This is a genomic window from Afipia sp. MLSD5-FHT05B12 (genome assembly GCF_058793355.1).
This window is the reverse complement of record NZ_JBXAFS010000002.1, coordinates 194,801-209,614: the sequence shown is the minus strand read 5'-3', so window position 1 is coordinate 209,614 and position 14,814 is coordinate 194,801. Positions and strand designations below refer to the sequence as shown.

Sequence of the window (14,814 nt, the reverse complement as noted above, 5' to 3'; positions counted from 1 at the left end):
GACAGATAAGCAGCCAGCGAGCGATGTCATCGGCCGCCCCGTTTCGCTCTGCGAAAGAAGGCCGTCCCGGTCTGAGCGGACTATGGAGACCGCTCGTTCAAGTAGGCCCGGTAGGCGAGTTTCATGCCGTCCTCGAGCGAGGTCGAGGCCTGCCATCCGAGCCTGGCGAGCTTGCCAACATCGAGCAGCTTGCGCGGTGTCCCGTCCGGTTTTGACGTGTCGAACACGATCTCACCGGTGTAGCCAACGGTCCGGGCAACGACGCGCGCAAAGTCGGCAATGGAAATATCCTCGCCGGAGCCGACATTGATAAGACCGCCGTCGGAATAGTTTTTCATCAGGTGGATCGACGCATCGGCCATGTCATCGACATAGAGAAACTCGCGCCGCGGGGTGCCCGTGCCCCACACCACGACTTCAGGCGCACCAGATTCCCTGGCTTCGTGAAAGCGGCGAATCAGCGCGGCGACAACGTGGCTGTATTCGGGATGATAGTTATCGCCGGGACCGTAAAGATTGGTGGGCATGATACTGATGAAGTCGCTGCCGTACTGATCGCGGTAGGCCTCCGCCATCTTGACGCCGGCGATCTTGGCGATCGCGTAGGGTTCGTTGGTCGGCTCGAGCGTACCCGTCAGCAGCGAATCCTCGCGGAGCGGCTGCGGCGCCAGTTTCGGATAGATACAGGAAGATCCGAGAAACAGCAGCTTTTCGACACCCTGCACATGAGCGGCATGGATGACGTTGGTCGCGATCAACAGATTCTCGTAGATGAATTCCGCGCGCAGGGTGTTATTTGCGACAATACCGCCGACCTTCGCCGCGGCATGAAATACAACCTGTGGACGCATCGCCGCAAACCAGCGGTTGGTCGCCGTCTGATCCAGCAGATCGAGTTCGCTGCGGGAAACGGTGAGGATCTCGACGTTTTCGCGTGCAAGCCGGCGCACCAGGGCGCCGCCGACCATCCCCCGATGGCCTGCCACAAAAACGCGCTTGCCTTTCAGATCAAACGGCAGGGCAGCCATCGGCAACCCCAAACCGCGACCCGGCGGGCCGCAACTCTTTCATCAACACTGGCATACAAAATCCCCGTCCCCGAAAATCACCAAAGAGCAGTTCGGTGAAAAATACAACTCTCACCGAGCGCAATCGTGCGCATGTTGGCCGTGGCCGCCGGACGAACGGTTCGAGGGCCCTATCACGTTCGCGCCGGGATCGGCAAATTAAGCATTCTCCATCCTGCCCAAGACCGGGGCTTGCGGCCTGCGGGCCCTTGGACCACAATCCGCCGCACGAAATGGCCGCGGACGGCACAAGATCAAAATCTCGAGATCAAGATCTTTAGATTAATCTTGGCCGCCCAATCAAAACAGGCCGTTCTCAAAGAGAATTTAGGGAGATGAAAATGCGTAAATTAATCATGGCTGCGGCCGTCATGCTTCCCATGCTGGGCGGCGCGGCAATGGCGCAGGACACTTTGAAGATTGCCTATATCGATCCGCTGTCCGGCGGCGGCGCCAGCGTCGGCGAAATCGGCCTGAAGACCTTCCAGTTCCTCGCCGACGAAGTGAACGCCAAGGGCGGCATCGGCGGCAAGAAGGTCGAGATCGTCCCGTTCGATAACAAGGTCAACCCGCAGGAAAGCCTGATCCAGGCGCAGAAGGCGATCGATTCCGGCATTCGCTACCTCACCCAGGGTAACGGTTCGTCGGTGGCGGGCGCGCTGATCGACTTCGTCAACAAGTACAACGAACGCAACCCCGGCAAGGAAGTGCTGTACTTCAACTATGCCGCGGTCGATCCGAGCTTCACGAACGACAAGTGCAGCTACTGGCACTTCCGCTGGGATGCGAACTCCGACATCAAGATGGAAGCGCTGACCAACTACATGAAGACCCAGCCGTCGGTGAAGAAGATCTACCTGATCAATCAGGACTACTCGTTCGGCGAATCGGTCCGCACCGCGGCCCTCGCGATGCTCAAGGCCAAGCGTCCCGACATCCAGATCGTCGGTGACGAAAAGCATCCGCTGCTGAAGATCCAGGACTTCTCGCCCTACATCGCGAAGATCAAGGCATCGGGAGCGGACAGCGTCATCACCGGCAACTGGGGCCAGGACTTCGCCTTGCTGCTGAAGGCGGCGGCAGACTCCGGCCTGAAGGTGAACTGGTACACTTACTATGCGGGCGGCACGGGCGGCCCGACCGCGATCAAGCAGGGCAACCTGAACGACCAGGTGTTCCAGATCGCGGAAGGCTACGCCAACATCGACCACAAATCGTCGATGGCGTTCGAAAAGGCGCTGCGCGACAAGTACGGCTTCAGCCTGTTCTATCCGCGCGCCGTCAACCAGATGCGGATGTTCGCGCTCGCGGCTGAAAAGGCCAAGTCGGTTGACCCCGTCAAGGTCGCCGCAGCCCTCGAAGGCATGAAGTTTGATGTCTTCAACGGCGGCGACGGCACCATGCGCAAGGACGATCACCAGTTCTTCCAGCCGATGTACATCGCGCAGTTCGGCGAACTGAAGAACAAGGAGCCGTTCGACGAGGAAAAGACCGGCTGGGGCTGGAAGGGTGCCGCCAAGATCGACACCCCGCAGACCATGCTGCCCACCACCTGCAAGATGACCCGTCCGTAAGCGGTCGCTGCAAACTGGCTTCTTTCGCCAACCAACTGTGTTCGCCCCGGCCCGCGCCGGGGTGAACACGAGACCTTCACGTATCCGGGGGGAGTGCTGGGGTCGTGCTAGAACTTATTGTTATTTCCACGCTGAACGGCGTCCTGTTCGGGATGCTGCTGTTTCTGATGGCGAGCGGTCTCACCGTCATATTCAGCATGCTCGGCGTGTTGAACTTCGCGCATGCGAGCTTCTATATGCTTGGCGCTTTCTTCGGATTCCAGATCAGCCGGTGGTTCGGGTTCTGGCCTGCGCTGCTGATCGCGCCGATACTTGCGGGAATCATCGGCGCCGGCGTTGAGCGCTACGGCCTGCGGCAGGTTCACCGCAATGGCCACGTCGCCGAGCTGCTGTTCACGTTCGGGCTGGCCTTCGCCATCGAAGAGGTCGTGCAGATCATCTGGGGCAAGAGCCCGGTCGATTTTCGCGTGCCCGAGGCCTTGAACTTTCCAGCGTTCACGATTTTTTCGACCAACTATCCCGCCTACAAGATGTTCATGCTGCTGGTTTCGGTCGCCATCTTCATCGGCCTCCTGATCGCGCTGAAGAAGACGCGCGTTGGCATGATTGTGCAGGCGGCGCTGACCCATCCGCATATGGTCGGTCACCTCGGGCATAATGTCGGACGCATCTTCATGCTGGTGTTCGGCGTCGGCACCGCGCTCGCCGCCGTCGCAGGGGTCATTGCCGGCCCCGCGCTGGTGACCCAGTCGAGCATGGCGGGACTTCTTGGGCCAATCCTGTTCGTGGTCGTGGTGGTCGGCGGACTCGGCTCCCTGCCGGGCGCGTTCCTCGCCTCGCTGCTGATCGGCCTCGTGCAGACCTTCGCGGTCTCGATGAACGGCTCACTCTCCGAAGTGTTCGGTCCGCTGAGCCCCGCCTGGTCCTCGACCTGGCTGGCTGACATCTGGAACGTCACCGTGGCGCAGATCGCGCCGATCATGCCCTATGTGCTGCTGGTGCTGATCCTGGCGTTCCGTCCGATGGGTCTTTTAGGGACGCGTGAAACATGAGCGATATCACCGCACGCGTCGCGCCGCCGCCGCCGACCGCCGCCGACAATCTCAAGTTCTACGGACTCTGGGCCGCTGTCGCGATCTTTTTGCTGCTGCTGCCGAAGGTCTTCGGCTCCGGCGGCGCCCTGACAACGTTCAGCCTGATCGGCATTTCGATCATCTTTGCGTTGTCCTACAATATCCTGCTCGGCCAGACCGGCATGCTGTCATTCGGCCACGCGGTCTATTACGGCCTCGGCGGCTTCCTTGTCATTCACGCCATCAACATCATCGGCGCCAACAAGTGGGCGATCCCGCTGCCGCTGGTGCCGCTGGTGGGCGGAATGACCGGCCTCCTGTTTGCGATCCTGCTCGGCTGGGTCTCGACGCAACGCTCAGGTACCGCGTTCGCCATGATCTCGCTCGGCGTCGCCGAACTGGTCGCCTCCTCCGCGCTAATCCTGCGGACGTTCTTCGGCGGCGAGGCCGGCATTTCCGCCAACCGCACCAAGCTGCTGAGCTTCTTCGGCTGGAGCTTCGGCCCGCAAATCCAGATCTACTATCTTGTGGCGGCCTGGACGCTGATCTGCATGATCGCGATGTATGCCCTCACCCGCACACCGCTCGGCCGCATGTGTAACGCGGTGCGCGACAACCCGGAGCGCGTGCAGTTCGTCGGCTACGATCCGCATATGGTCCGCTATATCGCGTTCTGCTTCTCGGGCTTCTTTGCCGGCATCGCAGGCGCGCTCGCCGCCATCAACTTCGAGATTGCGAACTCCGCCTATCTCGGCGCGGTGCAGTCTGGCACGGTGCTGTTCGCCGCTTATATCGGCGGCATCGGGTTCTTCATCGGACCGATCGTCGGCGCGATCTTCGTTACGATCCTGTCGCTCGGTCTGAGCGACCTGACGACGGTGTGGCAGCTCTACTTTGGCCTGTTCTTTATCGCGGTGGTGATGTTCGCGCCCGGCGGCATCACCGGCCTTCTGATGATGCACCGTCCTCTCGTCAGGGGCGGTACGCTCGGCAAGGTTCTGCCGTCCTATGCCATCGCCCTGGTGCCGACGCTGGCGATGGTGGTCGGGCTGATGCTCGCCATCGAGTCCGTCGTTCACTACACGATGAACCCGACGGAAGATCCGAACATCAAGGCGTTCGGCATTCCTTTCAATGCCGCAAGCCCGGTAACGTGGATTCTCGCACTGGTCCTGCTTGTCGGCGGCTTCATCGTCGCGCGCGTGACGTGGAAGCGGGTCGCCGTGGCCTGGGATGAGGCGCTGACCACAGCGCGTGCGAAGGAGGCGTGATCCGGTTCTGACATTCGTATAGCATCTTTCGTAGGCACTTTTACGAATGTCTGAACCAAAGGATCACGCGAAACTATTATTTGTTAGTGTCCTTTCGTATCCGACGTTCGCTCGGAAGGCGCTGCAAGGTGAGGCGAACGTCGGATACGAGACACTAACCGCATGATGGCAGACATGAAACCCGACGCGATCGAAATCCGCGACGTTCAGAAGAGCTTCGGCGTCACCAAGGTGATCCGCGACCTCAATCTGAAGGTCGCGCAGGGCGAACGCCACGCCCTGATCGGCCCGAACGGCGCCGGCAAATCAACCACGTTCAATCTCATCAGCGGCTATATGGCACCGACCAGCGGCGACGTGCTGATGCGCGGCGAGACCATTTCCGGCCTCGCGCCCTACGAGATCAACCGCCGGGGCCTGTCGCGCAGCTTCCAGGTCACCAACGTCTTCGCCAACATGACGGTGTGGGAAAACCTGCGCTGCGCGGTATTGTGGGCGACAGGGCACAAGTACGCATTCTGGAAAAGCATCGACAAGCTGCCGGAAGTGCGCGAGCGCACCGCACGGATTCTGGAAGACATCAGCCTCACCTCGCGGCGGGACGTCCCGGCGGGCCTTCTGACCTATGCCGAACAGCGCGCGCTGGAGATCGGCATCACCATCGCGGGCGGCGCCGACGTCATCCTGCTCGATGAGCCGACCGCTGGCATGAGTCACGCCGAGACCGAGCGCGCGGTGGATTTGATCCGGCGTCTTACCGTGGGCAAGACGCTGCTGATCGTCGAGCACGACATGAGCGTGGTGTTCGGCCTCGCCGACCGCATCTCGGTGCTGGTCTACGGCCATATCATCGCGTCCGGAACGCCTGAGGAAATCCGTAACAGTCCGAAGGTCAAGGAAGCCTATCTGGGCGAGGAAGCTGCCTGATGCTGGAAGTCCACGACCTGCACGCCTATTACGGCAAAAGCCACATCCTTCAGGGCGTCGATATGCATATCGGCGCCGGCGAAGTCGTCAGCCTGCTCGGGCGCAACGGCGTCGGACGCTCGACCACGGTCAAGGCGATCATGGGCGAAGTGCCGCCGCACGGAACCATCAAGTTCAAGGGCAAGGAGATCGCCGGGCTGCCGAGCTACCGGATCGCGCATCTCGGGCTCGGTTATGTCCCCGAGCATCGCGACATCTTCCCCGGCCTCACTGTGCGGCAGAATCTGCTGCTCGGCGTGAAGGACCCCAAGCATCCAGGCAAGTGGAAGCTCGAGGACATGCTCGACATGTTCCCGAACCTGAAGGAGCGCGCCGACACAGCGGCGGGCGTGCTCTCCGGCGGCGAGAAACAGATGCTGACCATCTGCCGCACGCTGATGGGCGATCCCGAACTCATCATGATCGACGAGCCGACCGAGGGTCTCGCGCCGCTGATCGTGCATCAGGTCGGCGACCTCATCGCGGAAATCGCCAAGCGCGGCGTGGCGATCCTTCTCGTTGAGCAGAAGCTTTCCATCGCGATGCGTATCTCCCACCGCCTCTACGTCATGGGCCATGGACGAATCGTGTTCGAGGGCACCCCGGCTGATCTCAAGGCCAATCAGGCCATCCGCAAGGAATGGCTGGAGGTTTAATCGGTATATCGATTCAGACGACCTCACCTCTCCCCGATCGCGGGGAGAGGGAGTTACTCCCCGTACCCGCGCAGCCGTTCCAGATCGACCACGGTCACCCCGCCGTATTCAAGCCGCAGCAACCCTTCCTTTTCCAGCGTCTTGAGGCATTGATTGGCGTTCTGCCGCGAGATGCCGGAGATGGCTCCAAGCTCCTCCTGCGTGATATCCAGATGACGCGTGTGGTCCGGATAGAGGATCGGATTGAACAGCGAGGCGATTGAGCGCGCGAGGCGCGCTTTCGCATCCAGCATCCGGCCATATTCAACCAGACCCATGAACTGGCCGAGACGCTCGTTCAGCAGCCCCACCAGAAAACGATTGAAGGCCACGCTGTTCTCGAACAGCCAGACGAAGGTCGCGCGGTCCATCAGCGCCAGGCGCGTATCGCGCAGGGCCACCGCGTCATAACGCCTCGCCTCGTTCTTGAGAACGGTTCCCTCGCCGAACCACGCGCCGTTGGTCATGCCGGTGAAACTGACGGCCTTGCCGTCGCGCGAGCCGGTGCCAATCCGCACCAGTCCGGTCACCACACCCATCCAGTATTCGAAGTGATCCCCGCGCATGCAGATGAATTCGCTCGCGCCGAACGACCTCTCTGTGATGCCGGCGCGGGCGACATCGATCTCCCGCTCGTTCAGTTCGCGCGACCAGACCGCGATGCGCCTGAGATATTCGGAAGAAACCATGCTTGTCGATCGCCCCTCACGTCGTCCAATGTTGCGACGCGACATAATGCCCTTTGGTATACCGCGCGCACGGTGAAATTGCCCAATGAATTGTCAGGCACAAGACATTTCGGTGTCGCGGTTTGCCGTAATGACGGCTGGGTCAAAAGCGTCCAGTGATCCAGTTCTGACATTCGTCATATACTCTTCGCGGGCACTTTTACGAATGTCAGGTGGCGCAAAACATCAATAGTAGAATGGCTTGCCAGGGCCCCCCGGTATAGGATCGGGTCCATGGTATCGGACCATAGATAAAGAGCGCGCCAAGCGCCGTATCTGGGAGGAATTGAGTGACTTACGCATTGGAGGTGCGGGGGGTCTCATTGCGGTTCGGTGGCGTGCGCGCCCTGACCGACGTGAGCTTCGGCGTGAATGAAGGCGAACTGTTTTCGATCATCGGCCCCAACGGCGCCGGCAAGACCTCGATCGTCAACTGCGTCTCCGGCCGCTACACCCCGACCGAAGGACAGCTTTTCTATCAGGGCCGCGACATCACGGGGCTGAAGCCGAATGCGCGTGCCGCGCTCGGCATCGGCCGCACGTTCCAGAATTTGGCGCTGTTCCACCACATGACCGTGCTCGACAACATCATGGTCGGCCGGCACCACCTCTTGAAAAACAATTTCATCACCGGCTCGCTGTACTGGCTGACCGGCGCGCGGCGCGAGGAACTCCAGCACCGCCGCAAGGTGGAAGAGATCATCGACTTCCTCGACCTCCAGTCGGTGCGCAAGGCGACCGCGGGCACCCTCTCCTACGGCCTGCGCAAGCGCGTCGAACTCGCGCGCGCCATGGCGCTGGAGCCGAAACTGATCCTCCTCGACGAGCCGATGGCCGGCATGAATTTCGAGGAGAAGGAAGACATGGCCCGCTACATCGTCGATCTCAATGAAGAGTACGGGATGACGGTGATGATGATCGAGCACGACATGGGCGTGGTGATGGATATCTCCCATCGCGTCACGGTACTGGATTTCGGCCGCAAGATCGCGGAAGGCCTGCCCGCCGACGTGCTGGACGATCCGCATGTGAAGAAGGCCTATCTCGGCGAGGAAGACGAAGTCCTCGACGCCCTCGACGATACCATTCCTGTCGCGGAGGCCTCGGCATGATGGATTATGCAGGCCGCGTCGCCCAGGCCGACACCTATCCGAAAATGCTGCGTCTCAATGCCAGGGAACACGGCAATGAGATCGCGTTGCGCGAAAAGGATTTCGGTCTCTGGCGCGTCTTCACCTGGAACGATTATCAGAACCGCGTGCGCGATTTCACACTTGGCATAGCCGAGCTCGGCATCAAGCGCGGCGACGTGATTGGCATCATCGGCGACAACCGGCCGGACTGGGTGGCCGCCGAAATCGCGGCCCACGCCATCGGTGGCATGTCGCTCGGCATGTATCGCGAGTCGCTGCCCGAGGAAGTGCTGTATCTCTTGACCTACGGCGAGACCAAGATCGTGTTCGCCGACGACGAAGAGCAGGTCGACAAGCTGCTCGAGCTCGGCGACCGCGCGCCGCATCTCAAACACATCGTCTATTCCGATCCGCGCGGCATGCGCAAATACGAGGATTCGCGCCTGATCGACGCCGACACACTGGCGAAAATGGGCCGCGAACGCGCCGCGCGCGAGCCGCAGCTTTACGATCGACTGGTGGACACGACCAAGGGCGATGACGTCGCCATTCTCTGCACCACGTCGGGCACCACGTCGAATCCCAAGCTCGCCATGCTGGCGGCGGGCCGTGTGCTGAGCCACTGCGCGAACTACCTCGCCTTCGACCCAAAGGGCCCGGACGACGAATACGTCTCGGTGCTGCCCCTGCCCTGGATCATGGAGCAGGTCTACGCGCTCGGCAAAGGCCTGCTCTCGCGGATGAAAATCAACTTCGTCGAAGAGCCGGACACCATGATGAACGACTTCCGCGAGATCGCGCCGACCTTCGTGCTGTTCGCGCCGCGCATCTGGGAAGCCATCGCCGCCGACGTCCGCGCCCGTGTGATGGACTCTTCGCCGCTCAAGCAGCGGCTTTACGATGTCGGAATGAAATCCGGTCTTGCCGCGCTTGCCGAGGGCAGGCATTCGGCGCTGGCCGATACGCTTCTGTTCCGCGCACTGCGCGACCGTCTCGGCTTTTCGCGGCTGCGCTCCGCGGCGACCGGCGGCGCGGCGCTCGGCCCGGATACGTTCAAATTCTTCCGCGCCATGGGCGTGCCGCTGCGCACACTTTACGGCCAGACCGAAACGCTCGGCGCGTTCACGCTGCACAAGCCCGATGAGGTCGATCCCGACACCACCGGCGTTTCGATGGCGGAGAGTATCGAGATCGAAATCCGCGATCCCGACGTCAACGGCGTCGGCGAGATCGTGGTGCGCCATCCGAACATGTTCTCCGGTTACTACAAGAACGAAGCCGCGACCGCCGTCGACATGCGCGACGGCTGGATGCATTCCGGCGACGCTGGCTACTTCAACAAGGCAAAGCAGCTCGTGGTCATCGACCGCATCAAGGATCTGGCGCAAACCTCACGCGGCGACCGCTTCTCGCCGCAATACATCGAGAACAAGCTGAAGTTCTCGCCCTATGTCGCCGAAGCCGTGGTGCTGGGCGACGGGCGCGACTATCTCGCAGCCATGCTCTGCATCCGCTTCTCCATTGTCTCGAAGTGGGCGGAGAAGAACCGGCTTTCCTTCACCACCTACACCGACCTCTCCTCGCGGCCGGAAACCTACGAGTTGCTGCGCAAGGAGGTCGAAGCGGTCAACGCCACGCTGCCGCCGGCGCAACGCATCTCCAAATTCCTGCTGCTCTACAAGGAGCTCGATGCCGACGACGGCGAACTAACCCGCACCCGCAAGGTCCGCCGCACCGTCATCAACGAGAAGTACAGCGACATCATCAACGCGATCTACGGCGACAAGCCCGACATCGACATCGACACCGTGATCCGCTTCCAGGACGGCACCACCCAGCGCATCCGCTGCACCCTGCCGGTGATCGACCTTGGAACGCGAAACAGGACGGCGGAGGCGGCCGAGTGAACACCCAGCTTCTGATCCAACTTCTCATCAACGGCCTGGTGGTCGGTACGCTCTACGGCGTCGTCGCGATGTCGTTCGTGCTGATCTACAAGGCCACCCAGGTTGTGAACTTCGCGCAGGGCGAACTGCTGCTGATCGGCGCATGGGTGTGCTGGTGGCTGCTGACGAAATATCAGGTGCCGTTCTATCTCGGCATGCCGATCACGCTGGTGTTCATGTTCCTGTTCGGCATCGCGATCCAGCTCGTGATCCTGCGCCCGATGATCGGCGAGCCGATCATTTCCGTCATCATGGTGACCATTGCGCTGTCCACGGTGTTCTCGGCGCTGATGAAATGGATATTCGGTGTCAACCTGCAGCCGTTTCCGCGCATCTTCAACACCCAGTTGGTCAATGTCTTCGGGATGCAGGTGCAGACCGTCTACATCCTCAGCCTCGCGGTCTCGGTGGCGATGATGGGCGGCATGGCGTGGTTCTTCAAGGTCTCGAAGTACGGCCTTGCGATGCGCGCCACCGCGTTCAACCAGCAGGTCGCGCAGTCGCTCGGCATTTCGGTGAAAAGCGTATTCGCGATGGCCTGGGCGATTTCCGCCACGGTGTCCGCGGTGGCCGGCGTTGTCGTCGCCGTGGTCAATGGCGTATCGGCAGGCCTCTCGGCTTATGGCATCAAGGTGTTTCCGGCTGCGATCCTTGGCGGCCTCGATAGCGTCGGTGGCGCTGTGGTCGGCGGCGTCATCATCGGGCTGCTCGAGAACCTCGCGCACTTCGTCGACAGCGAATATCTGCACTGGGGCAATCTGTTCGAGATCGCACCGTTCTACGCCCTCATCATTATTCTGATGATCAAGCCTTACGGCCTGTTCGGCACCAAAGACATCGAGCGTATCTGATCATGGCAGGCCAGACCCTCCTCCCCGCAGGCGACTACCGCACGACTTACGCGGCGGACACCACCGTGTTTCCGACAACCACCAGCCGGAACATGATGATCCTCGGCATCGTGCTGATCTGTTTTGCGCCCTATGTGCTGAACGAATACAGCCTCAGCCTGCTGATCCAGATCGGCATCTTCGGCATCGCCGCGCTCGGCCTCAACATCGTGGTCGGCTTTACCGGGCAGATCTCCATCGGCCACGCCGCCTTCTTCGGCTTCGGCGCGTTCACCTCGGCCTACATCTCGAGCAAGCTCCATGTCCCGGTGTTCTTCGCCATTCCGCTCTCGGGCCTCATCACCGCGCTGGTCGGCCTGATCTTCGGCCTCCCCGCCGCGCGGCTGAAGGGACTCTATCTCGCGATCGCGACACTGGCGGCGCAGTTCATCCTGCTCGACTTCTTCTCGCGCGCCGAGTGGTTCACCGGCGGCAGCGTGCCCGCGCATGCGGAGGCGTTCTCGATCTTCGGCAAGACCCTGCGCGGCGACCGTCAATATTTCTACGTCGTGCTGGCTTACGTGATCGTCTGCTACCTACTGGTGACCAATCTGATGCGCACGCGCGACGGACGCGCGCTGGTGGCGGTGCGCGATCACTACCTGTCCGCCGAAATCATGGGCATCAACCTCACCAAATACCGCACGCTTTCGTTCGGATTGGCTGCATTTTTCGCCGGCGTCGGCGGCGCGCTCTACGCTCACTACAATCAGGTCGTTTCCAACGAAGGCTTCGGCATCGACCGCTCGATCATCTTCCTCGCCATGATCATCATCGGCGGCATCGGCTCGATCATGGGCACATTGCTCGGCACCGCTTTCATGGTGCTGCTGCCGGAATCGATGGAATGGATCAGCGCGGCGCTCAGCGGCAGCTCGATCGATCATGCCCTGGGACTCAAGAACAACATCGCTTTCTTGCGCGAGATGGCCATCGGCGTCATCATCATCATCTTTTTGATCTTCGAGCCGGATGGGCTTGCTCACCGGTGGCGGCAAATCAAGGCTTACTGGAAACTCTACCCGTTCTCGCATTGAGGTCGGAACGGGACAGACAATAAGAAGACCTCGAGAGGAAACCGGAGGATTACGCTTATGACCATGACGAAATTATTGAGTACGACATCACTCGCCCTGCTGCTTGGCTGCACCGCCGGCGCGGCTCAGGCGCAGGTTTCGCTGGCCCATCTCGCGGACTATTCGGGCCCGACATCCGACGTCGGAACACCTTACGGACAAGGCGTCGCCGACGCCTACGCCTGGATCAACAAAAACGGCGGCATCGCCGGCAAGCCGGCGAAGCTCGACACCGTCGATTACGGCTATCAGGTGCCACGCGCGATCGCTCAGTACAAAAAGTGGTCGGGCGGCGACAAGGTCGCGGCGATCATCGGCTGGGGCACGGCCGATACCGAAGCTCTCACCGGATTCCTCGCCGAGGACAAGATCCCCGACATGTCGGCGTCGTATTCGGCGGCATTGTCCGATCCGACCGGCGCAGGCGGCAAAGGCAAGGCAGCCCCTTACAACTTGTTCTACGGTCCGAGCTACTCCGATGCGCTGCGCGGCATGCTGACCTGGGCCGCGGACGACTGGAAGGCCAAGGGCAAATCCGGCAAGCCGAAATACGTTCATATGGGCGCGAACCATCCGTACCCGAACGCGCCGAAGGCCGCGGGTGAAACGCTCGCCGCCGAACTCGGCTTTGAGGTCCTGCCGGCGATCGTGTTCGCGCTGACGCCAGGCGACTACAGCGCGCAGTGCCTGACGCTGAAGAGTTCGGGCGCGAACTACGCCTATCTAGGTAACACCGCGGGCTCCAACATCTCCGTGCTGAACGCCTGCAAGGCGGCCGGCGTGGATGTTCAGTTCATGGGCAACGTCTGGGGCATGGACGAGAACGCCGCAAAGGCCGCGGGCGCGGCTGCTGACGGCGTCGTGTTCCCGCTGCGCACGGCGGTGGCCTGGGGCGGCAACGCACCCGGCATGAAGACCATGCAGGAGATATCCAAGATGTCCGATGCGGCCGGCACGACCTATCGGCCGGTCCACTATATCGCCGGCGTCTGCACCGCGCTGTACATGAAGGAAGCTGTCGAATGGGCCGCCAAGAACGGCGGCGCGACCGGCGAGAATGTTCTCAAGGCCTTCCATCAGAAGAAGGATTGGGTTCCGGCCGGAATGGAAGGCGTATGCAATCCCTCGACCTGGACCGAGAAGGACCATCGCCCGACGCTGAAGGTCGACATCTATCGGATGAAGGTCTCCGGCGCGACCGACGCTTCGGTTGCCGATCTCGTCAAGGCCGGCACCATCAAGCTCGATAAGGTGAAGACCGTGGACCTGCCGCGCAAGCCGGAATGGCTCGGCTGGTAAGCTGACGAACACGGCTGCATCCCTCCCCCTTTGTGGGGAGGGTCGGCCGAGCGAAGCGGAGGCCGGGGTGGGGGCTGGCAATTCCCCCACCCGACGTGTTGTTCGCTCCGCTCTCAACACGCCACCCTCCCCACAAGGGGGAGGGATAAAGAAGACCCACCGGAGCCAAGCCCGTGCAGCCCACGTTGCAAACAGATCCCCGACCCGCGACCGCAGCCGCGCCGCTGCTGGCCGTGCGCAACATCGAAGTCGTTTATGACAACGTCATCCTCGTGCTGCGCGGGCTAAGCCTCGACGTGCCGAAGGGCGCGATCGTCGCATTGCTTGGCGCCAACGGCGCCGGCAAGTCGACCACGCTGAAGGCGATCTCGGGCCTCCTCAAGACCGAGGACGGCGAAGTCACCCGCGGCGAAATCGTATTCGACGGTGAGCGGGTCGACGGTATCGATCCCGACAAGATCGTGCGCCGCGGAATTTTCCAGGTCATGGAAGGCCGCCGCATCATCGCGGACATGACCTCGCTCGAAAACCTGCGGCTTGGCGCCTTCACACGCAGCGACAAGAACGTCGATGACGACATCGACATGGTCTACAAGTATTTTCCGCGCCTCAAGGAGCGCACCGGACTCGCCGGCTATCTCTCCGGCGGCGAACAGCAGATGCTGGCGATCGGCCGCGCGATGATGGCGCGCCCGAAGATGATCCTGATGGACGAGCCATCGATGGGTTTGTCGCCGCTGCTGGTCAAGGAAGTGTTCGGCATCATCAAGCAGATCAATCGCGACCTCGGCGTCACCATTCTCCTCGTCGAGCAGAACGCGCGCGCAGCCCTCTCCGTCGCGAGCCACGGCTACATCATGGAGCAAGGCAAGGTGGTGCTCGACGGCACCGCCGACGAACTGCGCAATAACGAAGACGTCAAGGAATTCTACCTCGGCGGCGCGGGCGACCAGCGCAAGAGTTTCAAGAACCTGAAGAGCTTCAAGCGCCGCAAGCGCTGGCTGTGAGAATGGATCGACGGGAAACGGCGTCATCCTGAGGTGCGAGCCGCGCTGCGGCGAGCCTCGAAGGATGGGCTTCAACTAGCAGGTCACCC

General features: G+C 61.5%; 13 protein-coding genes. 11 read left to right on the top strand and 2 right to left on the bottom strand.

From position 1 onward, the window contains the following. Window positions 1-80 precede the first annotated feature (80 nt). Window positions 81-1,028, bottom strand: a complete 948-nt coding sequence (fcl, locus tag AC1Q6J_RS03255) for a GDP-L-fucose synthase (protein WP_492277898.1) — start codon at window positions 1,026-1,028, stop codon at window positions 81-83. A gap of 380 nt (window positions 1,029-1,408) precedes the next feature. Between fcl and AC1Q6J_RS03250 the strand changes: the two genes are divergently transcribed. The 5 genes from AC1Q6J_RS03250 to AC1Q6J_RS03230 all read left to right on the top strand — a co-directional run bounded on the left by AC1Q6J_RS03250 (window position 1,409) and on the right by AC1Q6J_RS03230 (window position 6,607). After that, on the top strand, window positions 1,409-2,641 hold the full coding sequence (locus AC1Q6J_RS03250; RefSeq protein WP_492277897.1) for a branched-chain amino acid ABC transporter substrate-binding protein: 1,233 nt from the start codon (window positions 1,409-1,411) through the stop codon (window positions 2,639-2,641). Window positions 2,642-2,745: 104 nt separating this feature from the next. Beyond that, window positions 2,746-3,693: a branched-chain amino acid ABC transporter permease gene (locus AC1Q6J_RS03245; RefSeq protein ID WP_492277896.1), complete on the top strand. Its 948-nt coding sequence runs from the start codon at window positions 2,746-2,748 to the stop codon at window positions 3,691-3,693. Beyond that, entirely contained in the window at window positions 3,690-4,985 is a 1,296-nt protein-coding gene (locus AC1Q6J_RS03240) for a branched-chain amino acid ABC transporter permease (RefSeq protein ID WP_492277895.1), read from the top strand. The genes AC1Q6J_RS03245 and AC1Q6J_RS03240 overlap by 4 nt, the downstream gene beginning before the upstream one ends. Before the next feature lie 174 nt (window positions 4,986-5,159). Beyond that, complete coding sequence (locus AC1Q6J_RS03235; protein WP_492277894.1) at window positions 5,160-5,912, top strand: ABC transporter ATP-binding protein; 753 nt, start codon at window positions 5,160-5,162, stop codon at window positions 5,910-5,912. Beyond that, complete coding sequence (locus AC1Q6J_RS03230; RefSeq protein ID WP_492277893.1) at window positions 5,912-6,607, top strand: ABC transporter ATP-binding protein; 696 nt, start codon at window positions 5,912-5,914, stop codon at window positions 6,605-6,607. Before AC1Q6J_RS03235 ends, AC1Q6J_RS03230 begins: the two co-directional genes overlap by 1 nt. Window positions 6,608-6,660: 53 nt before the next feature. Here the strand turns inward: AC1Q6J_RS03230 and AC1Q6J_RS03225 are convergent, their stop codons facing one another. Beyond that, window positions 6,661-7,335 carry a Crp/Fnr family transcriptional regulator gene (locus AC1Q6J_RS03225; protein WP_492277892.1) on the bottom strand — a complete coding sequence of 225 codons (675 nt, stop codon included), beginning with the start codon at window positions 7,333-7,335 and terminating at the stop codon, window positions 6,661-6,663. Between the two features lie 329 nt (window positions 7,336-7,664). Here AC1Q6J_RS03225 and AC1Q6J_RS03220 point away from each other — a divergent pair, with 329 nt between their 5' ends. The 6 genes from AC1Q6J_RS03220 (at window position 7,665) to AC1Q6J_RS03195 (ending at window position 14,725) form a co-directional block, all read left to right on the top strand. After that, window positions 7,665-8,486 carry an ABC transporter ATP-binding protein gene (locus AC1Q6J_RS03220; protein ID WP_492277891.1) on the top strand — a complete coding sequence of 274 codons (822 nt, stop codon included), beginning with the start codon at window positions 7,665-7,667 and terminating at the stop codon, window positions 8,484-8,486. Then, on the top strand, window positions 8,483-10,414 hold the full coding sequence (locus AC1Q6J_RS03215) for a long-chain fatty acid--CoA ligase (RefSeq protein ID WP_492277890.1): 1,932 nt from the start codon (window positions 8,483-8,485) through the stop codon (window positions 10,412-10,414). The genes AC1Q6J_RS03220 and AC1Q6J_RS03215 overlap by 4 nt, the downstream gene beginning before the upstream one ends. Then, window positions 10,411-11,304, top strand: coding sequence for a branched-chain amino acid ABC transporter permease (locus AC1Q6J_RS03210; protein ID WP_492277889.1), 894 nt, complete (start codon window positions 10,411-10,413; stop codon window positions 11,302-11,304). The genes AC1Q6J_RS03215 and AC1Q6J_RS03210 overlap by 4 nt, the downstream gene beginning before the upstream one ends. A gap of 2 nt (window positions 11,305-11,306) precedes the next feature. After that, window positions 11,307-12,380 (top strand): branched-chain amino acid ABC transporter permease, encoded by a 1,074-nt coding sequence (locus tag AC1Q6J_RS03205; protein WP_492277888.1) that lies wholly within the window; start codon window positions 11,307-11,309, stop codon window positions 12,378-12,380. A gap of 57 nt (window positions 12,381-12,437) precedes the next feature. Next, window positions 12,438-13,718 carry an ABC transporter substrate-binding protein gene (locus tag AC1Q6J_RS03200; RefSeq protein WP_492277887.1) on the top strand — a complete coding sequence of 427 codons (1,281 nt, stop codon included), beginning with the start codon at window positions 12,438-12,440 and terminating at the stop codon, window positions 13,716-13,718. Between the two features lie 173 nt (window positions 13,719-13,891). Beyond that, window positions 13,892-14,725, top strand: coding sequence for an ABC transporter ATP-binding protein (locus AC1Q6J_RS03195; RefSeq protein WP_492277886.1), 834 nt, complete (start codon window positions 13,892-13,894; stop codon window positions 14,723-14,725). Window positions 14,726-14,814: the final 89 nt, after the last annotated feature.

Excerpts from the sequence above, each read along its gene's own strand:
- AC1Q6J_RS03215 (WP_492277890.1), top strand. The coding sequence starts at position 8,483 with ATGATGGATTATGCAGGCCGCGTCGCCCAGGCCGACACCTATCCGAAA.
- AC1Q6J_RS03225 (WP_492277892.1), bottom strand. The coding sequence starts at position 7,335 with ATGGTTTCTTCCGAATATCTCAGGCGCATCGCGGTCTGGTCGCGCGAA.
- AC1Q6J_RS03250 (WP_492277897.1), top strand. The coding sequence starts at position 1,409 with ATGCGTAAATTAATCATGGCTGCGGCCGTCATGCTTCCCATGCTGGGC.
- fcl (WP_492277898.1), bottom strand. The coding sequence starts at position 1,028 with ATGGCTGCCCTGCCGTTTGATCTGAAAGGCAAGCGCGTTTTTGTGGCA.
- AC1Q6J_RS03230 (WP_492277893.1), top strand. The coding sequence starts at position 5,912 with ATGCTGGAAGTCCACGACCTGCACGCCTATTACGGCAAAAGCCACATC.
- AC1Q6J_RS03235 (WP_492277894.1), top strand. The coding sequence starts at position 5,160 with ATGAAACCCGACGCGATCGAAATCCGCGACGTTCAGAAGAGCTTCGGC.
- AC1Q6J_RS03205 (WP_492277888.1), top strand. The coding sequence starts at position 11,307 with ATGGCAGGCCAGACCCTCCTCCCCGCAGGCGACTACCGCACGACTTAC.
- AC1Q6J_RS03240 (WP_492277895.1), top strand. The coding sequence starts at position 3,690 with ATGAGCGATATCACCGCACGCGTCGCGCCGCCGCCGCCGACCGCCGCC.
- AC1Q6J_RS03200 (WP_492277887.1), top strand. The coding sequence starts at position 12,438 with ATGACCATGACGAAATTATTGAGTACGACATCACTCGCCCTGCTGCTT.